The organism is Sphaerospermopsis sp. LEGE 08334 (genome assembly GCF_015207205.1).
Lineage (GTDB): Bacteria > Cyanobacteriota > Cyanobacteriia > Cyanobacteriales > Nostocaceae > Sphaerospermopsis.
Window position 1 is genome coordinate 1 of the sequence record NZ_JADEXH010000008.1, and the last position, 26,818, is coordinate 26,818.

At 37.9% G+C, this 26,818-nt stretch carries 20 protein-coding genes; 5 read left to right on the plus strand and 15 right to left on the minus strand.

Translation table 11 applies throughout. The features are described 5' to 3' along the window. Positions 1 to 126: 126 nt before the first annotated feature. From IQ237_RS06020 to IQ237_RS06045, 6 genes are all read right to left on the minus strand, one after another. A complete protein-coding gene (locus IQ237_RS06020; RefSeq protein ID WP_309225679.1) occupies positions 127 to 1,647 on the minus strand; it encodes an HlyD family efflux transporter periplasmic adaptor subunit in 1,521 nt (506 codons plus the stop codon). Between the two features lie 452 nt (positions 1,648 to 2,099). Continuing rightward, positions 2,100 to 2,420: a CTB family bacteriocin gene (locus IQ237_RS06025; protein WP_194053322.1), complete on the minus strand. Its 321-nt coding sequence runs from the start codon at positions 2,418 to 2,420 to the stop codon at positions 2,100 to 2,102. 20 nt (positions 2,421 to 2,440) lie between these two features. Then, positions 2,441 to 2,791, minus strand: coding sequence for a CTB family bacteriocin (locus tag IQ237_RS06030; protein WP_194053323.1), 351 nt, complete (start codon positions 2,789 to 2,791; stop codon positions 2,441 to 2,443). 317 nt (positions 2,792 to 3,108) lie between these two features. After that, complete coding sequence (locus IQ237_RS06035) at positions 3,109 to 3,465, minus strand: CTB family bacteriocin (RefSeq protein WP_194053324.1); 357 nt, start codon at positions 3,463 to 3,465, stop codon at positions 3,109 to 3,111. Between the two features lie 408 nt (positions 3,466 to 3,873). After that, entirely contained in the window at positions 3,874 to 4,251 is a 378-nt protein-coding gene (locus tag IQ237_RS06040) for a CTB family bacteriocin (RefSeq protein WP_194053325.1), read from the minus strand. A gap of 221 nt (positions 4,252 to 4,472) precedes the next feature. After that, positions 4,473 to 5,267, minus strand: a complete 795-nt coding sequence (locus IQ237_RS06045) for an ion transporter (protein WP_194053326.1) — start codon at positions 5,265 to 5,267, stop codon at positions 4,473 to 4,475. Between the two features lie 89 nt (positions 5,268 to 5,356). Between IQ237_RS06045 and IQ237_RS06050 the strand changes: the two genes are divergently transcribed. Further along, the gene (locus tag IQ237_RS06050; RefSeq protein WP_194053327.1) at positions 5,357 to 5,791 is read left to right on the plus strand and encodes a nucleoside deaminase; all 435 of its coding nucleotides are present in this window, start codon (positions 5,357 to 5,359) and stop codon (positions 5,789 to 5,791) included. A 398-nt stretch (positions 5,792 to 6,189) separates the two neighbouring features. On the opposite strand, the gene IQ237_RS06055 is transcribed toward IQ237_RS06050, so the two are convergent. From IQ237_RS06055 to IQ237_RS06075, 5 genes are all read right to left on the minus strand, one after another. Beyond that, positions 6,190 to 6,744, minus strand: a complete 555-nt coding sequence (locus IQ237_RS06055; protein ID WP_194053328.1) for a protoglobin domain-containing protein — start codon at positions 6,742 to 6,744, stop codon at positions 6,190 to 6,192. Between the two features lie 155 nt (positions 6,745 to 6,899). Beyond that, complete coding sequence (locus IQ237_RS06060; protein ID WP_194053329.1) at positions 6,900 to 7,814, minus strand: DUF4388 domain-containing protein; 915 nt, start codon at positions 7,812 to 7,814, stop codon at positions 6,900 to 6,902. Positions 7,815 to 7,977: 163 nt separating this feature from the next. Continuing rightward, on the minus strand, positions 7,978 to 8,517 hold the full coding sequence (locus tag IQ237_RS06065) for an ATP/GTP-binding protein (protein WP_187041126.1): 540 nt from the start codon (positions 8,515 to 8,517) through the stop codon (positions 7,978 to 7,980). 394 nt (positions 8,518 to 8,911) lie between these two features. Then, complete coding sequence (locus tag IQ237_RS06070) at positions 8,912 to 9,283, minus strand: roadblock/LC7 domain-containing protein (RefSeq protein ID WP_187041127.1); 372 nt, start codon at positions 9,281 to 9,283, stop codon at positions 8,912 to 8,914. 97 nt (positions 9,284 to 9,380) lie between these two features. Continuing rightward, positions 9,381 to 9,851, minus strand: coding sequence for a hydrocarbon-binding protein (locus IQ237_RS06075; protein ID WP_194053487.1), 471 nt, complete (start codon positions 9,849 to 9,851; stop codon positions 9,381 to 9,383). A gap of 743 nt (positions 9,852 to 10,594) precedes the next feature. On the opposite strand from IQ237_RS06075, the gene ppsA reads away from it, so the two are divergent. The 3 genes from ppsA (at position 10,595) to IQ237_RS06090 (ending at position 18,494) form a co-directional block, all read left to right on the plus strand. Then, complete coding sequence (gene ppsA, locus IQ237_RS06080; protein WP_194053330.1) at positions 10,595 to 14,212, plus strand: phosphoenolpyruvate synthase; 3,618 nt, start codon at positions 10,595 to 10,597, stop codon at positions 14,210 to 14,212. 332 nt (positions 14,213 to 14,544) lie between these two features. Then, positions 14,545 to 14,781, plus strand: coding sequence for a transposase (locus tag IQ237_RS06085; protein ID WP_228019777.1), 237 nt, complete (start codon positions 14,545 to 14,547; stop codon positions 14,779 to 14,781). A gap of 224 nt (positions 14,782 to 15,005) precedes the next feature. Then, on the plus strand, positions 15,006 to 18,494 hold the full coding sequence (locus IQ237_RS06090; protein ID WP_194053332.1) for a PAS domain S-box protein: 3,489 nt from the start codon (positions 15,006 to 15,008) through the stop codon (positions 18,492 to 18,494). A gap of 108 nt (positions 18,495 to 18,602) precedes the next feature. Here IQ237_RS06090 and IQ237_RS06095 read toward each other — a convergent pair whose 3' ends face one another. The 3 genes from IQ237_RS06095 to nifJ form a co-directional block, all read right to left on the minus strand. Continuing rightward, positions 18,603 to 19,688, minus strand: a complete 1,086-nt coding sequence (locus IQ237_RS06095; RefSeq protein ID WP_194053334.1) for an ATP-dependent 6-phosphofructokinase — start codon at positions 19,686 to 19,688, stop codon at positions 18,603 to 18,605. 437 nt (positions 19,689 to 20,125) lie between these two features. Next, the gene (locus IQ237_RS06100) at positions 20,126 to 21,157 is read right to left on the minus strand and encodes a dihydroorotate dehydrogenase-like protein (protein ID WP_194053336.1); all 1,032 of its coding nucleotides are present in this window, start codon (positions 21,155 to 21,157) and stop codon (positions 20,126 to 20,128) included. 131 nt (positions 21,158 to 21,288) lie between these two features. Then, positions 21,289 to 25,065, minus strand: a complete 3,777-nt coding sequence (nifJ, locus tag IQ237_RS06105; protein WP_194053338.1) for a pyruvate:ferredoxin (flavodoxin) oxidoreductase — start codon at positions 25,063 to 25,065, stop codon at positions 21,289 to 21,291. Positions 25,066 to 25,958: 893 nt separating this feature from the next. Between nifJ and IQ237_RS06110 the strand changes: the two genes are divergently transcribed. Next, positions 25,959 to 26,363 carry a beta-lactamase hydrolase domain-containing protein gene (locus IQ237_RS06110; RefSeq protein WP_228019752.1) on the plus strand — a complete coding sequence of 135 codons (405 nt, stop codon included), beginning with the start codon at positions 25,959 to 25,961 and terminating at the stop codon, positions 26,361 to 26,363. A gap of 123 nt (positions 26,364 to 26,486) precedes the next feature. Here IQ237_RS06110 and IQ237_RS06115 read toward each other — a convergent pair whose 3' ends face one another. Continuing rightward, a complete protein-coding gene (locus IQ237_RS06115; RefSeq protein WP_194053340.1) occupies positions 26,487 to 26,780 on the minus strand; it encodes a HetP family heterocyst commitment protein in 294 nt (97 codons plus the stop codon). Positions 26,781 to 26,818 lie beyond the last annotated feature (38 nt).

Genomic DNA, 26,818 nt, shown 5'->3' on the forward strand with positions numbered 1-26,818 from the left:
TGACTAATGACTAATGACTAATGACTAATGACTAATGACTAATGACTAATGACTAATGACTAATGACTAATGACTAATGACTAATGACTAATGACTAATGACTAATGACTAATGACTAATGACTAATTACAAATCAGTAATTAATCTGGCTTTTCTGAGAATAAATTGCATCACAGTTTCTTCACGGGTAATAATATCAGTACGACCTTGCATTCCCGGTTGTAAATAACATTTATGTTCACCTCTACCTACATATAATGTTTCTGGTTCTATAGTGACTTCATAACCATTAAGCTGGGAATTTGTAGATGTATAATTTTGAGGTTGGTTTGTTGATGAAACTGGTAAAATATCTGGAGCAACGTTTTTGACAATGCCTTTGAGAGTACCGTAATCTGGATAAGGACAAGCAGAAACTTGCATTTGGACTTTTTGACCTGGTTCTACTTTGTTAATATCTTGAGTAGGTACATAAGTTTTAATTTGTAAAGGAACATTGAGGGGAGCGATTTGTGCAACAGCTTCACTGGGTTGTACTACTTGTCCAGGGTTACGAAGTTTTAATTGTAATAATGTGCCAGTGATAGGTGCGCGAATCACACTTTTTTTCAAATCAATTTCTGTTTGTAGCAAGTCTTGACGAGTGCGAATAAGTTGTTTTTGAATTTCCAACCGTTGTTGTAATAGAGTCTGAAGTTCCTTTTTTAAAGCTGCTAAATTTGCTTCTCCTCTAGCTTGTTCTTGTTTGATTCTTTCTGCGGCAATAATAACAGGAGAATTACTAGGATTGATAGCTGTTCTGGCTTTATATAGATTTGTTTGAGCAACTTTAAATGCCTGTAGTTTTTCCTCCAAAAGAGTTTTAGCGTCGTTTTTAGCTTGTTCTAATTTAGCTCTGGCAGATTTAACAGCTTGTTGTTTTTCTTCCAAAATATTGCGAGAAATTGCACCAGAATCAGCGATCGCTTGCAATCTATCTCTCTGCAACTTGGCAACATTAAAAGCTGTTTGTGCTTCTTCGATTGTGGTTTTTAAAACTCCTTCTTGTTGCAAGCGTTCCAGTTGTGATTTGGCAAATCTCACTGCCAATTCTGCTTGTACCATTTCTACATTAGCTTTGATTTGTTGGTCTTGAAAATTGCGTTGAGTACCATCTAACTCAGCTTCTGCTGCGATAATTGTACGATTGATTAAATTTGTCTGTGCCAAAATTTGATTATTGATTTCACCTATTTGAGCATCAATTTGTACGAGTTGTAATTGACCTTGTTGCAGACTACTTTCTAGTTGGCTTTTTTGGGTTTGTAAACTGGAATCATCAACATAAGCGATCGCATCTCCCTGATTAACTACCTGATTATCTTTGACTAAAATCTTCTGCACCTGTCCAGAAATAGCCGATTCAACTAACCTGAGTTCCCCTACAGGTCTAATAGTTCCTGGAACTTTCACCGTCACTTTATAAGCAAGTACAGTAGTTAAACCTACACCTACCACAAAGATAGTCAACATTACCCCCACACCAATGCTAGTCCATTTGTGAATTTGGGGCAGAAACTCATTAATTTCAACTGGTTGCAGATGTTCAGAACCTGGATCACCAGACCCATTCCAAACATAGTTTTCATGGCGGTGTAAAGAATCCACAACGTTGCACCTTTTTGATTGAAACATCAACAAAAATCAGGGTTATCTCAGATTAGATTTGATATCTAAACAGCTTAGATAACTCCACATAACTGGGAGCATCCCAATTTTGAAAAAATAAACTTGTCCACAGCAAAATCTCTCTAAAACTTTCTTTACTTCGTGTCCTTCGTCCCTTCGTGGTTCGTTAATTTCAAGCTACAGATATTGGATATTTTTACAAAAATTGCCTCTTTACCCTGTTCCCTGTTCCCTGTTAAGAGTTCCCTCTTTCAGACTGGTAATTTAGCATAACAAGTACGGTAGAACCGAAATTTTTTACCTAAAGTATGGGAATTAAAAACTAGCCAGTTGTGAGCTAAGTTGAGATTTTTGACTAGGAAATAAATATAGCATTTCCCAGTTTAGTCAATTACACACCAATTTATTTCCTGTTCCCTGTTCCCTATCCATTAAAACATCCCTAGAGTTCCCAGAGGATTATTGAATGATCTAAGGTTGTTGGGTAATAGATTATTAACAGATCCAAAGGGAGAAACTCTAGGTTGATCAGATGACAATATAGATTGTGCACCACTATTGACATCAGCAAAATCAGTATTCATTCTAGACACTTTACCTAGTGGAGTATTGCTATTATTCTCTGTAGTATTTTCGGCTTTTTGAGAAAAATTTTTATTGCTAATCTGAGTTAGACTACCACCAGTTAAAAATTCTTGTTCCTGATCAGATAACTCAACAAACCATTGGAATGTCATCATTGGACATGACATGATTGTTAGCCTCGCTTAACTCAAATTCTCAAGTCACCCAAACCACCTAATCTTCTCAAATCTCCGAAACTCGTTCTCGGTAGTGCAGGTAAACCAGTGAGAACAGGTGCAGAACCCAAAGCTGGAACATCAGGTATAGATGGCGCACCCAATCCCAATAAATCTTGTGCTGCGGTGTTGACTTCTGAGCTTTGACCTGATGAATTTGCAAAACTCCCGTTTGGACCAGAAGATACAGACCCTTGTAACACTACCAGTCTGTTAGCAAAATTACTACCAGATAACTCAAAGTCTGCACCACCAGAGATCATCTCCTGTTGCCCCTCAGATAACTCCGCCAACAAATTGGATCTGATGGTAAAATATGACATGATTGTTAGCCTAAGTTACGTAAATATCCAAAATAAAACAATTCAAATTCCTATGCAGATTTTTGAGTAGGGGGATCAAAAATAATCAAGAATTTGATTCTTTGATCACCCCCAAGCCAATACTTTTCGGTTAAGCCCAAAAAATAGAATTACAGCAGATTTCGTTATTACACCAGAAAGTGCTGTATGTAGGTTGGGTTGACGTTAGGAAACCCAACATTTACAGGCTGTTGTTGGATTGCGACTGCCTACGCCAACCTACAAAAACTCTTAACCGAACAGTATTGACAGTAGTTCAGCAAATCACAGAAACCGCCTTAGCCACCAAAACCACCAGGACCACCAGGACCACCAAGACCTTCAGGACCACCAAAACCGGGAATAGTTGCGCCTTGTCCGTTGAGAATGGGTGCTGCACCCAACGCTGCAACTTGAGGAACTATGGGCGCACCCAATCCCAAGAAGTCTTGGGCTGCTGTGTTGACAGCAGAACTTGTACCAATGGAGCTACCAGTGCTACCATTAGGACCAGAAGCTGTAGTACCTTGCAAGTTTGCTAATCTATTAGCGAAGTTACTGCCAGCTAACTCAAAGTCAGCCCCACCAGTGACTAACTCTTGTACTTCATCAGATAAAACAACAAACAATTCAGACGATATAATTTGATGGGACATGATTTTTAGCCTCACTTACGTAATTTTTCAACAAAGGATTCCAGAGCATAAACTGATTTCTTACTGTTTACTTTTGGGCAAAAAGAAAGCAAACATAATCGCTGCTAGAATCCGCTATTTACTGACTCCCAAGGATAAAAAACCCAGAACGCTAATATTTAGTCAGTACCAGCAGTACCGCATAAATAGAGGTACAGCTTGATGTGACTGAAATAATACTGAATAATGTTACTTCTGCAATAATTAGTTAGTTACTGCGAATCACAGTTGCAGATTTTGGGTACAGGTATCAAGAAGAAGCAGGGCATTTGCTTCTTTGATCACCTAAATAGGCGAAGCGATCTAGTGTTGTAAAAGCTGATTTTTTTGACCATCTATGGGAGTAAATGGTTAAAAGGGTGGGGAGATTTAGCCAAAAGGACCGCCACCAGTACCGAAAAGACCACCGCCACCTATGGGACCACCAGGACCACCAGGACCATCAAGACCGGGTGTAGCTGCGGCTTGTCCATTGAGAACGGGTGCTGCACCCAACGCTGCAACTTGAGGAACTAGGGGCGCACCTAATCCTAAAAAGTCTTGGGCTGCGGTGTTGACAGCAGAACTTGTACCGATGGAGTCACCTGTGCTACCATTAGGTCCAGAAGCTGTAGTACCTTGCAGGTTTGCTAATCTATTGGCGAAGTTACTGCCAGCTAATTCAAAGTCAGCCCCTCCAGTGATAAATTCTTGTGCTTCATCAGATAAAACAACAAATAAATCGGCAGCATTTATTTGATTTGACATGATTGTTAGCCTCACTTACGAAATTAGGTGAATCATCACCTAACAACCCAACTATAAGCATTCTTGCTCGGTAATTCATAAATCTAGGGATAGAAATCAGATTTGGTAGTTTTACTTCTCCAAGTAGATATAAAATCTTTTAATTATTACAGATATGCTCATACCCGATCTAGATGATTATGGTTTTTGCGGGTATCTTTTATGACTTTACAAACATCATCTTAGGGCTGGAGTGATTTTCCAGGCAACTTAGTACCGCATCTTTTACAATATTCTGCATCTGCATCATGAAAACCTAAACCGCAACTAGAACAAACATTTTCTACCTGATTCGCGGTTTTTACCAACCGTTTAATTAAATCTCCTACCTGCCAAGGAATCAAAGCAACTCCTGTTAAAATCATCAATACTGTGAGCAAACGTCCTAATTCAGAAATGGGTGTTAAATCGCCAAAACCTACAGTTGTCATTGTCACAACTGAAAAATAAAAGGCATCTAAAAAAGTACCAAAGTTTTGCGGGTTAACTGGATGCTCAACTTGATAAATTAAGCCTGAATATACAAAGATGATGGCAAATAAAGTAAATAATATTCGCGTAAAAATTACACCATCTTCGCTGCTGATACTACCAAATAAAAATCTACTATCTATAAATCTGATTAATCTTAAAATTCTAAACCATCGCAATAAGCGGATAAACCTGATATCTACTAAACCAATAAAAGATGGTAAGATTGCCATTAAATCAAGAATTGAATAAAAACTAAAAATATATTTCAGTTTGTTTTCTGAACTCCATAAGCGTAGTGCATACTCTATGGTAAAGATTATTAATATGCAAGTATCTAATACTTTTATTTCTAACCGAGCATCACGAGAAATATTATAAGTCTCTGCTACGAAAATTCCCGATGATAATAAAACTAGAAAGGCAATTGTTAAATTAATTGCTTTACCAATGGGTGTTTCTAAGTCTGTTAAGTAAAATTCTATTTTGGCTCGATTTAGTATCATAAGATGATCGAAAAAAAATCACTCATTCAGAACAATAACACCATAAATGCGCTATTATTAGTAATTATTAATGAAAATCTCCTGTGAACATGAACCAAGAATCCCAAGAATATTTTATGAGTCTGGCCATAGAAGAAGCAAAAAAAGGAGATGCGCCCTATGGTGCGGTGATAGTTAAAGATAATCAAGTAGTTGCAGTAGCTCATAATACTGTCAGTAGAGACAGTGATCCATCAGCCCATGCAGAAATTAATGTTATTCGTAATTTAACCGCTAAACTGAAAAATCCGGCTTTAGATGGTTATTCTATATATACCACAGGTGAACCTTGTCCCATGTGTGCTAGTGCTTGTGTATGGACGGGGATATCAGAAATTCTTTATGGTGCTTCAATTGCAGATTTAATTGCTATAAATCAAGGACAAATTAATATATCTTGTGAAGAAGTTATCGCTAAATCTTTTAGAAATATCAAGGTAACAAAAGGAATTTTAAGGCAGGAATGTCTAGAATTATTTGCATAAAAAAAGCCCTAGTAATCAACTAGGGCATTTGATTTTATGGCTAAAGGCACAAGTTTGAGGGAAAATAAACACAAAAAATTTGATTAATTTAATCTGATTATTTTTTCAGGTTTGCGCTTACAGAGGGTTTGCTGAAAAAGTTATCTGTGAAGGCTAGAGCGTCGATTCAGTAATACTAGATAATTAGGGTTTGCTGAATAAAGCGCAACCCTTTATAAATCAAAGGTTTGAGGTTGATAAAGAGGAAAAAAGTGCAAGACTTTTGAAGGGTATACCTGAAAAACCGTGCATTTTGAAACCAAGAAATCCCAAAATGGGGGGATGACAGATAGCTAAAACTGTTCCCTGTTCCCTGTTAAGAGTTCCCTGCCTCCACGAAAAGACTTTCTCAGCAAACCCTACATAGAAGAAGCACCAGTAGCAATAAGGCGTTTGAATAATGCTTCTGACCAACCAGTTTCTCTAAGTACCGCAGACGAGGAAACTTCTACATAAGCCTGCTCAATAAAGGCTAAATCAATCATACAAATTCGACCCAATGCGTCTTTTAATTCTTCTGATTTGCTATCAGATTTTAATTGTTTACCAACTTCATGAACAACCACTGCCATAGCCGGAACCACGTGTTGAGGTCCGATACCAATTTTGACATGAACAAGTCCAATATGCCAACGAATATTAGCATATTTTTCCCCCCAATTATCCACACCTGTAAACATTTCAGAAAACCATTGAATAAATGTTTCATGGAGGCGGTGCATTCTGCCTTCTTTTGCTTTTAAAATGGACTCCATTTCTTCATCACGTCCTAAATAAGCATAGAAGTGATCAGCCATTGTTGAAGCAATCCCTTTACCCCAATCGGCGTTAGATGTCAGAATTGATTTATCTTCAGCAGTGAAACCAATTCTTTTTTCCATCTTAGCCAAAAAAGATGCGGGTTCAATAGTCATAATTCTCATTCCTTAAAAAAGATGGATGTGAGTAAATTAGTTATCAGTTATCAGTTATCAATTGTCAATTGTCATTTTGAAATGATACGGAGCATTTGGTAGCTCCTTTCCTAAATCTTTACCCTGAATGATTAACACCGAAATTTCCTTTTAAATTATGTTGTTTTACTGCGGAGAAAACTAACTAGATTTTTCAGGAATGATTGGCTAACAGTTGATTTTTCTGACTTTTCTGTGGTTTTACTTGCAGATACAGTTTCCTGCACTGGTTCTGGAAAAGTGATTGTGGGCGCGGAAGCAGAAAGAGGTTCTTCTAGAGTGAATGTGGGTGTAGCAGCTACCATAAAATACTCTTCTGCTAAACCAACTACAATCAGTCGAAAAGCAATTTGTTGTACGGTTGCTATGGGTAGATTGAGTTGATTAGCAATATACTGTAAAGAAACTTGTCCATTAACAAATTCCCAGACTTGCCATTCTTGAGCATTTAGCTGTAGTTTGGGTTGTTTGACCATCAAACCAGACAAACCTGAAGTTGGGTCTGGAAGTTTTTCTTCTAAAGCACTCCAATCTCGCAATGCTCTGAGTCCAACCAATATTACTTCGGTTGCTGACATACTCAAACCAGTCATTTCACCTAAAGGTAATGTTGGTGTTGGCTCAAATCTAAAGATAGCATCCTTGACTTGAAATAAGGCACATACTGGACGCAAAACTTGGCTATTAAATAGCAGTTTAAGCTGTTCTGGTTGTAGTAGTCCTTGAGATTTAAGACACAAGCCTAGTGGTGAGTTGGCAAAAGAAGAGGATATTTGAGTGACTCTAGATATTACTCTTTCACTGATCCACCCTCTTTGAGCAATCATCAATGTTAAGCCCTGTTGATCTAAACGATCAGATGCGCTGACTATACGACCTTGGTGTAACCAGATATAATAAACTTGCTTTCTCTTATGATCATGATCTTCAGCTACAAATTCAATGTAAAGTATTCCGGTTTTTTTACCTTGATCTAAAAACTGAAGCAGTTCAGGTAAGGAAAAGTCAGCAAAGTTACCAGTAATAGTCATAAATTTACCTCCCGTTTGGGGTATTAAAAGATTCAAATCATCAGAATAAGAGAATTTTTTTGGCGAAAAATCACTTCAAAAGCCTTTTTTTTGGTTGATTGGAAACTATTTTCTAGAAAACCAGAATTGATTGGAAAGATTAAACTACAGATTAAACTACAGATTAAACTGGACAACTTTCCATCAAATGCTGCACTAGGGCAATGACTGCTTCAGCTACAGAGTCTCTTTCGTTAGGGTTGACTATGACCATAGGTGGTCTTTGGTCTTCTCCCACATATCCCAGAGCCAGATAGACATCTTCTTGAGACCAAGCTCCCGAACAATCGGTATGTGTTAAACCGATAATCATAGGAATTTCTGCCCGTTCTTGCATAAAGTTGAGAATTTTCCGCGCATAACGAAATTCTCTGGCTCTATGTGCCGCTATGAGTACGATATAAGCATGAGCTTTGCGAACCAAAATATCCCACATGAAATCAAAGCGAGACTGACCAGGTGTACCATACAGGTGTAAAGCCATGTCAGGTCCAAATTGCAGGCGACCAAAATCAAAGGCAACTGTTGTTCTTTGTTTTAGTAATGCTGTTTCATCTGTGGCACGAGTATCAGTATCAACAACTTCAATTTCACTCACTGAACGGATAAAAGTAGACTTTCCTGCACCTACCGATCCCGTGACCATTAATCGCATAATTTCCATGTTTATTTACTCCATAAATATAGCGTTTCCCGTCTAATGAAGTACACACTAATTTATTCACTGTTCCCTGTTACCTAAAATGAAAAAACTTTGTACCTCACGCTTCTTGGGAATGGCTATAAACAATAAGTGAATAATTTTTCAACGGTTTGACTAAGCTCCTAAATTTTAGTAATACCTTTTCGGTATGTGGTGGAAAGTTCCCTATTCAGACATGGTTTTGTCTGCAAGGGAACTTTTAATTGAGTTACCTTTGATATACAGCAGATTGCAGATCCATTAGGTACAGAATCTAAATTGAAACCTATACACTAAGCTAGTTTTACTCCTGAGCTAGTTTTACTCCTGACTCCTGACTCATGACTCCTGACTCCTGCTGTATGATATGGAACATTTAGATTAAAACTAGTTTAATCTCCGCCAGAACTCGTTTAATTTCTAGCATTAATACACCTTGTTTAGCACTTTCACTGGCCAAAACTAGGAAGACTGCATCTTCGCCGCAACCAGTTAAAATACCAAAGCCTTTTTTACCTTCTACAAAGATGCGATCAATTGAACCTCTGGCTAACTCAATACCAATTCTTTCACCTAAAGATAGCATGGATGCTGACATTGCTGATACCCGTTCTTCGTCCATCGCACCCGGTAAACTTGTGGCTAAAGGTAGACCATCTGGGGTAACAAGTGCTGCTCCTTGAACATCTGTTGTCGCAGCGACAAAGTTTTGCAAAATTAGTCCTAATTTTTCTGTGTTAATTGCCATAATAATTTGTTCTCCAGGTCTTCAAATTTGTTTGTGTGCAGGAAATTTATTCCTGATTAAATCAATTCTTGATCTGTAGTTTTCCAGTACAGACTTTTTATTGTAGAGGTGTAAATTCAAATAAGTCGTAATTACCACCTCTGAGTACAGATTCAGTATGTACTCCCCGTAACCGTTTGTTAAGTATTTGTTCTAATGCCCCCCAAACTGCGCCCAATGTAAAGGTACATTTCCGATCTGAACCCTGTGCTTCCCCTGCTGAACAAACGGTTTCAGATGTGTACGCTTTAATGGTATCACCATCTGTAACAATTTTATCAATTATGCACAGTCTGGTTCCATCTTTACCTAATGCTTGGGATAATTTTGCTTGTGCTTGATCTAGGGATTCTACTGATCCTGATAGACCCAAACTATCAGCTAGTTGTTTGCCTCGCGCTCTTCCAGCTGTGGTTAGGGCAATTGCTGTGGCTTTGTCTCCTAAAGCGTCTTCCATGCCGGTAATGACTGCTTTGAAACAAACTATGCTGCTGAAATCTCCTAGTTGTGGTCTTAGTAATTCTGGCATATCTGGCATATATTTACCTCACTTCCATTGAGATAATAAATAGTTAGTTTTTACACAAGTAAGAAACAATTGATTTGACTGTGGTTATGTCTCCATTTTTTTTGATGTTTGCAAAACTATAAAAGTGTAATTTTTGTGTAAATTTATGCTTTTGCTGTCAGTTGATCCTCAAGTCTTCCTAATTTAATTATGTTTGATTGAATATCAATATCATACCGTATAAATACTAGATTTATTTTAATTTATTGCAATACCAATACCTGAGCCAAAAAAAGAGCCTTGATAATTTCCGGCAAAACTGGCAAAAATAAGCATACATAAGCGTTTTGATTAAAAGGTAGTTTAGAATCACCAAACCCTTATCCTACAGTCAATACATTAAAAAACCCTTATGGTAAACCTTAAAGGAATTTTTAGGAGTGATTGTTTTTGCCAAGTCTCAGATAAATGGGAGTTAATGGTTAAAGCATCATCATCTCACCCTCGTAAATTGGCTAAGGTATTGACAATGTGAGTAAATTGTGAAGTTTATTTAATTAATTATCAAAATATATCGTAACATTGCCAAACAAATTGACAATATTTACTTCACATTTCGTTAAATTTTTATCCTCACAAGTTCCTCAAATTTTATTTGTATATAAATAATTATGGAAGCGAAAAGCAGAAAAAGTTAGTAAAAGTTAGTAAAAGCTTCTGCATCAAAATCAAAAAAATTTGTAAGTTTTAAAGGACTCAAGATCATGGTGCAAATGCGACCCAATCAACAAAGCAGCCAATTTAACAAAGAAGAGGCTTTAGTCCTGCCTTTTAATACCGTTGGTATTGCAGATATACCCTTTGTCGGGGGCAAAAACGCATCCTTGGGAGAAATGATTCAGCAGTTGCAACCTAAAGGAGTGAAAGTTCCTACAGGTTTTGCTACCACAGCTTATGCTTATAGATATTTCATCCAAGCCGCAGGTTTAGAAACCAAATTAAGAAAAATTTTTGCAACTTTAGATGTAGAAGATGTTGACAATTTGCGACAATGTGGTAAACAAGCCCGGTCGCTAATGTTAGAAACTCCATTTCCAATGGACTTGCAAGAAGCGATCGCTCGTTCCTATCAAGCTTTATGTCAAGAATACGGTGAAGATACGGACGTTGCTGTGCGTTCTAGTGCTACAGCAGAAGACTTACCCGATGCCAGTTTTGCAGGTCAACAAGAAACTTACCTCAACGTTCACGGAATTAAAAGCGTATTAGAATCTTGTCATAAATGCTTTGCGTCCATTTTTACAGATCGTGCAATTTCCTACCGTCAACTCAAAGGTTTCGATCATTTTGAAGTTGCACTGTCAGTAGGTGTGCAAAAAATGGTACGTTCTGACATGGCTTGTTCTGGTGTAATGTTCTCCATTGACACAGAAACAGGTTTTAAAGATGCAGCTTTAATTACCGCCGCCTATGGTTTAGGTGAAAACGTGGTTCAAGGTGCTGTTAACCCTGATGAATATTTAGTATTTAAACCCACCTTGAAACAAGGATATCAACCCATTCTGCAAAAACGTTTGGGAACAAAAGAAATTAAAATGGTTTATGATTTGGGTGGAACAAAATTAACAAAAAACGTTTCCGTTCCTGAATCAGAAAGAAACCAATGTGCTTTAAATAATGATGAAATATTGCAATTAGCAAACTGGGCTTGCATTATTGAAGACCATTATTCTCAAGTCCGGGGTATGTTTACTCCAATGGACATTGAATGGGCAAAAGATGGTATCACTGGAGAATTATTCATAGTCCAAGCTAGACCAGAAACAGTCCAATCTCAAAAATCGAAAACTGTTCTCAGAACTTATGTTCTCAAAGAAAAAGGTGATGTTCTGTTAACAGGTCGTAGCGTTGGCGAAATGATTGGTCAAGGTAAAGCTAGAGTAATTCTTGATGTTCACCAAATTAACCAATTCCAAGCTGGTGAAGTGCTAGTCACCAACCGTACAGACCCAGACTGGGAACCAATTATGAAAAAAGCTAGTGCTATTGTCACTAACTCTGGTGGTAGAACTTGTTTTGATGGAGAAACGAAAATTCTCACAAATCAAGGTTTTATGACCATGCAACAAATTTATGAACAAGGATATCAAGGATTATCAACTTTAGCCCTGAACACTAAAACCCATCAGATGGAATGGAAACCAATTATAGATGCAATGAAACGTACATCTCAAATAATTGGTGTGAGTGTATCTCAAACTGGGAAAGTTAGAGATAATTGCCTGCGGTTAACTCCTGATCATAAAATGGTCAATCTTAGGAATGGTGAATATACCAAAACTGAGATTCAAGAAATGTTAAATAATCAAGAAATGGTGCTTGTATCTCAGAATATTCCCACATTAGGTAATAGCAAAAATCAAGCAGCAGATTTAGCTTATCTTCTGGGAGGAATTATTACAGACGGTTCAATTTACACCAGTCGAACTCATGGAGAAGTCCAGTTTATCCAAAAATCTGTACCAGAAAAACAAGCATTCATAGCTACTATGAATGAAAAAATGAATGCTGTTTATGGTAAATCTTTTGCGACTTGTGAGAAAGCAGTATCTTCAGGTTACATCCGAGGAAAACAGGTAACAGGCCAAGCTACAGCTTATCGTGTTTATTCTAAGGCGATCGCCTATGACTTAAAAGAAAAAGAACAACAGATTACTCAAATTCTCTTAGAAAATACTCCAGAAGTTTCCTATCAATTTTTAGGAGGTGTAATTGATGGTGATGGTTGCTATGCTAATAACCGCATCAACATTTATATTTCTGAAGAAAACTTACTACAAGCTGTAATTATTGCTTGTTTGAAAATCAATACTGTTCCTCAAGTTACTAAAAACCGTAATATCTACAATGTCCAAATTGTAGAAAAATTAGAGCAAATTTTACAATATACCCAACGAGTTAAAGGAGACACTACTCCACGAACTATTCAAACTAGATTTTTTGCTGCTAATCAACTATTTGGTGACAATGTAACAAGTCCAATCAAATTGAGAAGAGATAAAAACTTACTTATTTCCGATAAACAACTGGGTGAAATGAGTGAGTTTGTAGACCTTTTACAAGGTGATCTGCGAATGCAACGAGTTGTTAAAGTTGCAGATGCAATAGACGCTGAAGTTTATAATATTACTGTTGCCGATCATCATAATTATCTAGTTTTCACGGACAAATATACTCCTGTAGTTGTTTGTAACTGTCACGCCGCAATTATCGCCAGAGAAATGGGTATTCCTGCCATAGTTGGTTGCGGAAATGCGACTACAGTTTTGAAGACAGGACAGGAAATTACTGTTAGTTGTGCTGAAGGTGAAACAGGCAGAGTTTACGCAGGTTTGTTAAACTTTGAAATTCAAGAATTACCTTTAGATAATTTGCCTCGAACCCGCACAAAAATTATGATGAATGTGGGCAACCCAGAGGAAGCTTTAGGTTTAACAGCAATTCCTAATGACGGTGTGGGTTTAGCAAGGATGGAATTTATTATTGCTAACCACATTAAGGCACATCCTTTAGCATTGTTGCATTTTGATGAATTGGAAGACGAACTAGCAAAATATAAAATTGCTGAGTTAACTTCCCAATATGAAAATAAAGCTGAATTTTTCGTAGCTCAATTGGCGCAAGGTATTGGTACAATTGCCGCAGCATTTTATCCCAAACCTGTGATAGTTCGGTTGTCTGATTTCAAGAGTAACGAATATGCTAACCTCTTAGGTGGTAGACAATTTGAACCCAAAGAAGAAAACCCAATGATCGGCTGGCGTGGTGCTTCTCGCTACTATGATCCTCGTTACCGTGAAGGTTTCGCTCTGGAATGTCAAGCCATGAAACGGGTACGGGATGAAATGGGTTTAACTAACATGGTTCTCATGGTTCCTTTCTGTCGTACTCCCGAAGAAGGACAACGGGTACTGGAAGAAATGGCGAAAAACGGCTTGGTTCGTGGTGAAAATGGTTTAGAAGTTTATGTAATGTGCGAATTGCCCAGTAACGTGCTACTTGCAGACGAATTTAGCCAAGTCTTTGACGGTTTCTCCATTGGTTCTAATGACTTGACACAGTTAACATTAGGATTAGACCGAGATTCAGAGTTAGTTGCCCATTTGTTTGATGAACGCAACGAAGCTGTAAAACGGACAATTGCTAAAGCGATCGCCACCGCTAAAGAATATAATCGCAAGATCGGTATCTGCGGTCAAGCTCCCAGCGATTATCCCGAATTTGCTAGATTCTTGGTAGAATTGGGTATAGATTCTATCAGTCTTAACCCTGATTCTGTGATCAAGACCATGTTAGAAATTGCAGCAGCAGAAGGAATGTAGTTAATTGGTAATTGGTGATTGGTAATTGGTGATTGGTAATTGGGAACAAATTGCAAGCCATAAGCTGTTACACAGCTAAATTGTATACTCATAATATTATGAACTCTTGTGGAACAGGCATACTTCGACTGCGCTCAGTACAAGTCTTGCCTGTTCCACTTATACAAATTAAATGCACAATAAACGTCTCCGGGATGCTATCAAACCATAAATTAGCTCAAGCAATAGCTGATTGTGGGTTTCATGAGTTTAAGCGTCAGCTAGAATATACAGCATATTTCATACCAGTGAGGTACAAACTCAAATCATAAAACCCTTGTGGAACAGGCATCCTGCCTGTTAACCTTGTACCTCATTTACCTCGAAACTGCTGTAAATCTAAAAAATTTGGCTGTGAAATTATAATTGCTGATAGATTTTATCCATTAAGTAAAACCTGTTCTCACTGTGTCCATAAAAAAGATAGTCTTTCCTTGTCCCAAAGAATTTATGGCTGCGAGAACTGTGGTTTGGAAATAGATAGGGATCTAAATGCAGCAATCATGTTATTGCGTCTGGCTAAGGCGTGAAAGTCTACGGAGGGATAACTGCTCCCATGCTCCCGTTGAAGTAGAAAGTAAAGTCTAGCTTTGTCTAGATTTTATATAGCAGTTGGTAATGATCACGCGATTTGTGCAAAAATCGGAAAAATATCTTTTTTCCTGTACCCCGCAATCCTACTTTCTTAATGAAAACTCTGAACACGGACACGATATAACCAGCACCCATTAATATATTTAAAATTATAGATTATATGCAATTAAACGATCAGCTAGTTACTTCAAAGAGTGTACATCAAATTATTGATCGTTATCCCTTGAGGATTAGCCCTGATAGCCCTGTAATGGATGCTATTGTCTTGATTCAAGAACAAAGTAACAGCCCAGAAATAGTCAACGCCTCAGAATCATTACCAAAAAGCAAAAATAGAAGCTATGTTTTAGTGGTAGAAGAAAGGCATTTATTAGGGATATTTACCCTGAGAGATATAGTTCGGTTAAAAGAGTTTAAATGGAATTTATTGAATACAAAAATAACTGAAGTGATGACAAAAGAAGTTATCACACTAAGAGAATCAGAGTTGCAAGATATTACCACAGTTTTGTCAATCTTGCAGCAACATGGAATCCATTATTTACCCATTGTGGATGATAGGGAAGAACTGGTAGGAATAGTTAGAGAATCTGACCTGTTAGCAGAATTGGATTTAGTGAAAATAGTTGGTGTTGTTGAGAGTTTACAAAAATATTTCCAAGAGTCACAACAGCCCGCGCATAATAGATACCGTGAGTGTAAATATCACAATAAGCAAACAGAGGAAGTATGCTGTAAAACTCAAAATATCATACACAGCTTGGTAGCAGAAAAAGTTGCCAACGAGATAAAAATTAACGAAGAACTTCAGCAAACTCTAGAAGAACTGCAAATTGTTGAGGAAGAACTACGCCAACAAAACGAACAACTCGTTGTTGCTCGTGAGATTGTAGAATTAGAAAGCCGCCGTTATCAAAATTTGTTTGAATTTACACCCTGTGGTTATTTAGTAACTGATCAATGGGGCAACATTCAACAGGCCAATCATGCAGCATCAACCTTGCTATCTGTAGACATAAAATACCTAGTAGGCAAGCCACTCAAGCTTTATATTGCTAAAGAAGATAGCCATACCTTTATATCCCGGCTGGCAGATTTAGAACAATTCCCAGAATGGGAAATTAGTATCCAACCACGAAAGGGAGAACCTTTCCCTGCTAGTGTGAAAGTAGCTGCTATGTACGATCCCCAAAATCAACAGAGTGGCTGGATTTGGTTATTTAGCAATATTAGTGAACGCAAGCAAGCTGAGGCAGCACTCACTAGATCCACTGAAGAATTAGAACAACGAGTAGCAGAACGGACGAGAGAATTGGTAATTGCTAATCAAGCTTTGCAGCAAGAAATTAAAGAGCGCAAGGAAACAGAAGCCGCCCTGCACAAGAGTGAGGAGATATTTCGGCAATTTACTGAAAACATGGACTCATATATATGGATTGGTAGCCAAGATTGCAGCCAAGTCTATTATATTAACCCGGCTTATGAGAAAATTTGGGGTCGTTCCTGCCAAAGTCTGCGAGAAAATCCTCTATCTTGGATAGAAGCAATTCATCCAGAAGACCTTGACCGCTTGATGGCAGAAGTGGATGTGTCTCATCAGCAAGGTGGAAATGCTAGTTCAGAATATCGTATTATCCATCCTGATGGATCAATACGCTGGCTGTTATCCAGACGCTTTGCGATCAAGAATGAACCAGGGCAAGTGGAATACTATGGTGGCATTGGTGAAGATATTACCGAGCGTAAACTGGCTGACCAAACTTTGCGGCAAAGTGAAGAGCGACTAACTTTAGCCCTGGAAGCGGTCAAAATGGGAATATGGGATTGGAACATGACCACCAATACCTATATATGGTCTGCTCATGTAGGTCCATTGTACGGATTGCCCAAGGGGAGTTTGTGTCCACCAACTTGTTCAGATTTCTTAGATTTAATTCATCCTGAAGACACTCAGGTTTTTACTCAAGAACTGAATCTTGCCATTGAGCAAAAAACCGAGTTTAGTGTTGAATATCGGGCTGTTTGGCCTGACGGTAGCCTGCACTGGTTAAGCACCAGAGGAAAAGTCTACTGTGACGAACAAAGTCAGCCAATACGGGTAATTGGTACAACTAGAGATATATCTGATCGCAAACAAAAAGAACAGCAAATCTACGAGCAAGCGGCTTTATTAGATATCGCTACCGATGCTATTTTTGTGCGAGATTTTGACACAAAAATCCTCTTTTGGAGTCGGGGAGCAGAAAGGATATATGGTTGGACTCAGGATGAAGCTGTCGGTAAAAACCTTCAGGATCTTTTCTGCCCTAAAACTGCACTACAAAAAGAAGTAAACGCCCTGAAAACAGTAGTTAAGATAGGAACATGGCAAGGTGAGTTACGTAAAAAAACCAAATTTGGTCAGGAAATTATTCTAGAAAGTCGTTGGACACTGATGTTTGATGCCGATGGACAACCAAAATCCATCTTAGTTGTAGATACTGATATTACAGAAAGGAAACAACTGGAAGAGCAGTTTTTCCGTACTCAAAGATTAGAAAGCATTGGTACTTTAGCCAGTGGTATTGCCCACGATTTAAATAATGTATTGACACCTATTTTAACTGCAACCCAATTACTTAAAGGCAAACTTGCCAAAAATCCAGAACGCCATCCCCAAATGCTCCATATTATTGAAAATAATGCTCAACGAGGTTCGGCTTTAGTTAAGCAAGTTTTATCTTTTGCACGGGGATTAAAAGGAGAAAAGACTATTGTACAATTTAAACATTTAATTACAGAAATTATTCAAATTGCTAAACAGACATTTCCTAAATCCATCGAATTTCGCACCTACATAATTGAAGAACTTTGGACTGTTTCTGGAGACACAACACAACTACATCAGGTATTAATGAACCTAGTAGTTAATGCCCGTGATGCCATGCCAGAAGGTGGTATGTTGACAATTTCCGCAGAAAATATGTTTATTGATGAAGCTTATGCACGGATGTATCCTGAATCAAAAGTTGGACATTATATTGTGATTACTGTCACCGATACAGGAATAGGAATGTCATCAGAAATATTAGACAGAATTTTTGAGCCATTTTTCACCACAAAAGAAGTTGGTGCTGGCACGGGTTTAGGTTTGTCAACAGTGTTAGGAATTATCAAAAGTCATTATGGTTTTGTGACAGTCTCTAGCCAAACTGGTAAAGGCAGTACATTTAAAGTATTCTTGCCATCAGTAGAATCTCCTCAAGTTCCTAGTTTAGAGCAATTGGAAATAGAACCAGGAAAAGGAGAATTGATTTTGATAGTTGATGATGAACCTCAAATACTGGATGTGGCTACAATTATCCTGGAAAATAACAATTACCAAACACTGACTGCTAGTAATGGCATTGAAGCGATCGCTCTTTATGCTCAACACAAACAGGAAATCAGTGTAATTTTAATAGATATGATGATGCCTGAAATGGATGGTATAACTACCATTCGCACTATGCAAAAAATGAACCCAGATGTACAAGTGATTGCTTGTAGTGGACTGGGTACAATAGAGTTATTGCCAGAATCAGGAGAAACAAAAGTTCAAGCAGTTTTATTAAAACCTTACACTGCCAATGATTTATTATACAGTTTAAATCAGGTAATGGGTAGTTGACAATGGACAATGGACAATGGACAATGGACAATGGACAATTATCAATTATCAATTATCAATTATCAATTATCAATTATCAATTATCAATTATCAATTATCAATTATCAATTATTTTTCTCCTATATATATACCCAAAGAGTGAGCAATTTGGACTAAATCACATTTAGGATCAACAAGAGAGGGACTTTTATCTAAAGATTTTTGGATAGGAACAGTAGTAACTTTGCCATTTTCCCAAGCTAACATTTGATCATATTTTTCTTGGGCAATTAAATCAACGGCATTTTTACCAAAAGCAGTCGCTATCAGACGGTCTAAAGCTAAAGGAATACCACCCCGTTGAATGTGTCCTAAAACAGAAACTCGCGTATCTATTAAATTGCTGCTACAGTTAGAAATTTGATCAGCGATGTATTGACCACGACCACATTTAGCAACACTGCAACTAGCAGGATTATCCAAATCTTCTAAACTGGAATTAGCACCTTCAGCAACGACAATGATGGCAAATTTACGTCGCCAGCGTTCGTGCAACGTACCGGAGGTATCGCGCAATTCGCTAAGATGATTACACAAACCTTTGATAGTATAAGAAACTTCAGGAATTAAAATTGCATCTGCACCACCAGCAATACCAGAATGTAAAGCTAAATGGCCAGCAGTGCGTCCCATCACTTCTACAATCATCACCCGGTCATGACTTGCAGCCGTAAACGTGAGACGATTAATAGCATCAACAACTGTATTTACTGCCGTATCAAAACCTATTGATCTTTCCGTTAAAGCGACATCATTATCAATAGTTTTGGGAATAGCAACTAAATTCCAATTACCCATATTTGCTAATTCATGGATAATCTTTAAACTACCATCACCACCAACAGCAATTAAAGCATCTAAACCCAAAGCTTCATAACTAGCTAAAATTGCTGGTGCAGCAGCTAAAGTATCCCCTTTATTAATACTACCTAAAATCGTTCCCCCCATATTAATTAAAGGATCAATACCACGTAGATCCCAACCATGTATATTTAAGGGGACAGTTTGCCGTTCTAATAAACCTTGGGTGGCATAAGGAATACCGACAACTTCCCAATTAAATGTAAGAGTCGCATGACTAACAGCAGCACGAATCACACAATTTAAACCAGGACAGTCACCACCACTTGTAAGAATACCGATACGTTTTTTCATAGGAGTTCAGGAGTTCAGGAGTCAGGAGTTCAGGAGTCAGGAGGAGTAATTTTTTTGAGGAGGTTAACAAAAGCTGGATGGTGTTAACTTAGGTTACAGATGACTTATTTGTTAGCATCTACACCCGCCATGAAATGAATTTCATGGCTAATAGTCAAAGTTTACTAAAGTAAACTATAGATATACAGCAGATTCGAGGTTTATGAGGTACAGTAATCAATTGAAATTTAAGTCTTAAAACTACCTTCTAAAATTCGTGTACCTCATTTACTCCAAAAGTGCTGTAGATTGATGGGTATTTTTAGTCATCTTTAGATGACTTTTGCTATGAGACTGGGAATTCATTCCCAGTCGGGTTATCGGTTTTACGCTAAGTTAATTACTAATATCAATCAGTGATTTTTCCCAGTCCCCAGTCCCCAGTCCCCAGTCCCCAATCACCTCATCTGTGTTGACATCTGTACTTGTCTACCCCATTCTGGTTTGTAACTTTGCAAAGCTTTCATATACTGAGCGCGTTCAAAGGCGCTAGGATCAGGGCAGTTAAGCTGACTCATACTACCTTGCATCTGTTTAACAGATTCATATTCATGGGTTTCCATCCATTCCCGCAAATCTTTTTCCAAGGAACGAATATGATCAATACCATGCCGTAACAACACAGAACACAGCATAGTTGCATTAGCCCCGACCATCAACATTTTGATCACATCATGGGCGTTGTGAATACCGCTAGTTGCAGCCAGACTACCTTGAATATGACCATAAAGAATAGCTATCCAGCGCAGAGGTAAACGCATTGCTTGGGGTGTACTTAAAAGTACATGAGGTTCAACATCCAAAGTTTCTAAATTAATATCTGGTTGATAGAACCGATTAAATAATACTAAACCATCAGCCCCAGCCTGATCTAAACGTTTAGCAATATTGGCAGTATTAGTGAAATAGGGACTGAGTTTTACAGCTACAGGAATTGTGACTGCACGTTTCACAGATGAGAGAATATCAATATAATTCTGTTCAATTTCTGCGCTGGTTAAATCTGGGTCAGTGGGAACATAATAAATATTTAATTCTAAAGCTGATGCTCCTGCTTCTTGCATGAGCTTACCATATTCAGTCCAACCACCCAAGGAAGAACCATTTAAACTGGCAATAATAGGAATGTCTACTTGTTCTTTGGCTTTTCTAATATGATCTAAATATTCCTCTGGACCGACATTAAAATTAGTCGGTTCAGGAAAATATGTTAAAGATTCGGCAAAACTTTCTGTACCATAAGTTAAATGATGATGTAATTCAAATTTTTCTAAGGTTAATTGTTCTTCAAAAAGCGAGTGCATCACCACAGCAGCAGCACCAGCATCTTCCATTAATTTGATGTTATCAACTTCTTGAGAAAGGGGAGAAGCTGAAGGTACAAGGGGTGATTTTAATTCTAATCCTAGATATGTTGTTGTGATGTTCATAGGTTTGGTAATTGGTGATTGGTAATTGGTGATGCAATTTTGGATTTTGGATGTTGGATTGTTTTTTCATTTCCAATCTAAAATCTAAAATCTAAAATCTAAAATTTTCTTCCCCATCTCCCCATTTTTATTTAACGGTTGGAGGTGGTTACACCTTTGTTATTACTATTTGATTCTGGTTTGGGGTTAGGATTTTCAACAGGTTTATTTTCTGGTTCTTGATGTTGACTTTCCTGTAATTTTCTGGCGGCTAAATATTGGTACATTTGCCAACGAGTATTAACATCAGTTTGGGCTTCTTGTAGTAGTTCTTTTGCCCTTTCTGAGTTAATTTTGGTCAACATTTTAAATCTATTTTCCATGTACATGGAATTTTCTACTGGTATTCTGGGTGTGCGTGAATCAAGTTGTAATGGGTTTTGTCCTTGTTCTGCACGATCTGGATTATAACGATACAATAACCAGCGTCCAGAGTCTACAGCAGCTTTTTGATTTTGCATTCCTGTAGCCATATTAATACCATGAGCTACACAATGACTGTAGGCGATAATTATTGATGGTCCATCGTAAGCTTCTGCTTCTAAGAAAGCTTTTAATGTGTGTTCATCTCTTGCACCCATTGCCACACTAGCAACGTAAACATTACCATAGGTCATGGCTATTAAACCCAGGTCTTTTTTAGTTGCTGGTTTACCACCTGCGGCGAATTTTGCCACTGCACCTTTGGGGGTAGATTTGGACATTTGACCGCCAGTGTTAGAATAAACTTCTGTGTCTAATACCAGAATATTCACATTGCGACCACTGGCAATTACATGATCTAATCCACCGTAACCAATATCATACGCCCAACCATCACCACCAATAATCCAAACACTCTTTTTCACTAAATAATCAGCTAACGATTTTAGATTTTGGATTTTGGATTTTAGATTGCTTTCAGTTGCAGGTTCTAAAATTTGATCTAATCTTTGTTTGAGAATTGATACCCGTTCTCTTTGTTCGTAAATATCTGCTTCGTCTTTTTGTTCAGCGTTGAGGATATCTGTAACTAGAGATTCACCTATTTGGGGTGCAAGTTGTTGGAGTAAATAAGCTGCTATTTCCGCTTGTTTGTCAATGGAAACGCGGAAACCTAAACCAAATTCGGCGTTATCTTCAAATAAACTATTGGACCAAGCTGGACCTCTACCTTCAGCGTTTTTTGTCCAAGGTGTGGTAGGTAAATTACCACCATAGATAGATGAACAACCGGTTGCGTTTGCTACGATCATGCGATCGCCAAATAATTGTGTGACTAATTTAATATACGGTGTTTCTCCACATCCTCCACAAGCACCAGAGAACTCAAATAACGGTTCTTGCATTTGTTGTTGATTAATTCTATTCAACTTCAAATTGCGGCGGTCTGGATTTGGTAAATTTAAGAAGAAATCCCAGTTTTCCCGTTCTGGTTCTCTTAATGGTCTTTGTTCTGCCATATTAATGGCTTTTTTCTTAGGTTCGGCTTTATTTTTCGCTGGACATACATCCACACATAAAGCACAACCTGTACAATCTTCTGCTGCTACTTGAATGGTAAATTTTAAATCATGCCAATCATGTTCTTTTGCATTGGCACTCTTGAAGGTTGCAGGGGCATTTTCTAACTGTTCAGGTTCATAAACTTTACTGCGGATAACGCTGTGAGGACATACCATCACACATTTACCACATTGAATGCAAACGTCTGGGTCCCAAACAGGAATTTCTAGGGCAATATTGCGTTTTTCCCATTTTGATGTTCCTGTGGGATATGAACCATCACAAGGTAATGCACTCACTGGTAAATCATCACCTTCACGGGCAATTATTTTACCTAAAACATCACGCACAAATACAGGTGCATAATCGGGGATTGGTGATTGGGGACTGGTGATTGGTGATTGGGTGGTTTTTTCTTTGGTGGTGATTTCGTAGAGATTATCCAAGGTTTTATCAACTGCTTGAATATTCATTTGGACGATTTCTTCGCCTTTTTTACCGTAGCTTTTACGGATTGATTTTTTAATTTGTTCTATTGCTTCTTCTCTTGGTAAAACACCGGAAACAGCAAAGAAACAAGTTTGCATGACGGTGTTAATACGTCCACCCATGCCCGTTTCCCGTGCAACTTTATAGGCATTAATGACGTAGAATTTGAGATTTTTGTTAATTATCTCTTCTTGCATGGAAGCAGGTAATTTATCCCATACTTCATCTTTGTCATAAGGTGCGTTAAGTAAGAATGTGCCACCAGGAACGATATCTTTTAACATCGGGAATTTTTCTACAAATTCCCATTGATGACAAGCGACGAAGTTAGCTTTGGTAATTAAATAGGTAGAGCGAATTTGTTGAGTTCCAAACCGCAAATGAGAAACTGTGACAGAACCAGATTTTTTAGAGTCGTAAACAAAGTAACCTTGAGCATAATTATCTGTTTCTTCACCGATAATTTTGATGGAGTTTTTGTTTGCACCGACTGTACCATCAGCACCTAAACCATAGAATATTGCCCTCACTATGCTATCAGGTTCAATGTTAAATTCTGGGTCATATTCTAGGCTAGTGTGGGTGACATCATCGTTAATCCCAACTGTAAAATGATTCTTGGGAGATCCCCCCTTGCCCCCCTTATCAAGGGGGGTTACGTTCTCATTGCCCCCCTTATCAAGGGGGGTTACGTTCTCATTGCCCCCCTTATCAAGGGGGGTTGGGGGGATCAAATTATCAAATACAGCTTTTACCATTGCGGGTGTAAATTCTTTGGATGATAAACCATACCTACCACCCACAATCAATTTTAGATTTTGGATTTTGGATTTTGGATTTGCTTCTTGAATTGCAGTGACGACATCTGTATAAAGAGGTTCCCCTATTGCACCTGGTTCTTTGGTTCTGTCTAAAACGGCAATACTTTGAGTAGTTTTTGGTAAAGCATCAATAAATCTTTGGGTGTCAAAAGGTCGATATAATCTAACTTTAACTACCCCTACTTTTTCCCCTTGTTTGTTGAGATAATCTACAGTTTCATGGACTGTTTCACAACCAGAACCCATGAGGATAATAATTCTTTCTGCTTCTGGATCTCCGTGATATTCAAATAGTTTATATTCTCGCCCTGTAATTTCGGCGAATTGATCCATTACCTTCTGAGTGATATCTGGGCAAGCTAAATAAAATGGGTTTACTGTTTCCCGTGCTTGAAAGTAAACATCGGGGTTTTGGGCTGTTCCTCTTAATACTGGGTTATCTGGAGTTAATGCCCGTGAACGATGGGCTATAACTAATTCTATGGGGATGATTTTTTGTAAGTCTTCTGTTGTTAATGTTTCTACTTTATCTACTTCGTGAGAGGTGCGAAAACCATCAAAAAAGTGTAAGAAAGGAATGCGAGATTCTAAACTTGCACGGGTGGAAATAACGGCAAAATCTTGAGCTTCTTGTACAGATGCAGCGCATAGCATGGCAAAACCAGAACCTCTAGTAGCCATGACATCGCTATGATCACCAAAAATTGATAAAGCTTGAGCCGCTAATGATCTGGCTGCAATATGAAATACTGTAGGTGTCAGTTCACCGGCAATTTTGTACATATTCGGGATCATTAACATTAATCCCTGAGATGCGGTAAAAGTGGTAGTCAGTGAACCGGTTTGTAATGCACCATGCACCGCACCGGCAACGCCCCCTTCACTTTGTAACTGTACCACTGTGGGAACAGTTCCCCAAATATTGGGTTTATTTTCACTCATCCAAGCATCAGACCATTCTGCCATCGGTGAAGATGGTGTGATGGGATAAATGGCAATGACTTCATTGAGTGGATAGGCTACTCTGGCAACTGCTTCATTACCGTCTATGGTGGCAAATGTTCTGGTTTTCATATTAATTAACCTTTGAGAATTTCTCAACTCTGGGTAATTCGTAAAAGGGAAAAAATTGTACCCAGTATCCAGTACCCAGTACCCAGTAACCAGTCCCCATTACCTAGTTTCCAGTATCCGGGTGTCTACCTTGAAACTAAACTGAAAATTTGAGGAACTTGTGAGGAAAACTCATATTTGAGGGTTTAACAAAACTATATACAGCAGGAGTCAGGAGTAAAACTAGCTTGGTGTATAGGTTTCAATTTAGATTCTGTACCTCATTGATCTGCAATCTGCTGTAAATGCTGTCTAATTGTTGAAATATACTCGGTTAAAGCCCCCATTAATTTTAATTTTTAATTTTTATCAGAAAGTGGATTGTATAGAACAGCCAATAACTTCTACATTAATGCTGATGCGAATGCGGCAAGCAACATTTTAAGAAAAGTAAAGGCAATACTGGAATTAAATTTCAGTAGAGTTACTAGAGGCACTTTGACAATGCCTTTGAGAGTTCGTTTTGGAGCTACTCAAGAATCTGCGCTCCTTTAGGAAGCAGAGTGTCAACTACCCTCACAACTTCCTCAAATTCTAGCTGTAAGTTAAGAGTAGATTAATGACTAGATGTAAACATTCAGCTATCAGTAATCAGTAATCAGCCAATAGCAGCAATAACAAAGATTCAGAAATTTTAATTTCAGGAATGTTATCTGCATCTGTTTATTTTCAATCTTTGTATTTAAATATTTTAGGTACAGAAGTAAACCGATGTAAACTGATGGTTGAATGATTATGACTAGATAGCAGTTAATATTTGTACAACAAGGGTCCAGGAAATTCCTACATTAAATTTTCATACCTAGTTGGAGACAGGGTTGGCATCAAAAATATTATTATTTACACCAAAACCTATGATTGACAATGTGCTGCCAATTAATATTGTCAGAAAGATTAATCAGGATTTAGCAATAAGTGGACAACTTACACCAGATCAACTACAACAACTGGCTGATGATGGTTATAAGTCTGTGCTAAATCTATGTTTTGCAGATGAACCAAGCTTCTGGCACAATGAACAGGAAAAAAGTCAACTTTTAGGATTATCCTATGTTAATCTGCCTACAAAAATTGAAAATCTCACATATCCATCTGCAAACCAGATTTTTCAAATTATTAGGGAAATTCCTAAACCTCTGTTGATACATTGTGATAATTCCAAACGTTCAGCAGCTATAGTCTTATTATATATTTCTACTAAACAGGGAATTACCTTTGACCAAGTGTGGCAAAAAACTATTAATTTAGACCTGCTATAGTTAGTTAGCCGTAAAGAACAGGAAACAGGGATAGAATCAAGTCAAAAATCAAAAGTCAAAATTAATAACTTCTGCCTCCTGCCTCCTGCCTCAAGAGGGCAACCACAGGGGGTTTGCCTCTACTTAGTTATTGTTGAAAGTTGGAGATGAAGTTCCCCGATGATCATTATTGACAGATTGCAATTTCTGTTTAGTTGTAGATGTTGATGTTGTGACAACTTGGCTATTTTCTTTCATGATTCTGCTATAAGTTCGCTGGGGTATATAATGCAGTGGATTATAGCCAATAAAACGCAAAATCAACACACAAGCCCAGGAATATCTCCCATCCGCAATCGCTTCAATAATCTGATTTAATTCGTCAGGAGTAATAACATTCTCAAAGGTAGCTGGAGAAGAAGAAACTCGGTAATTCATGACTAGCCCTGATAAAATTTGTAGTTTTTGGTTTACAT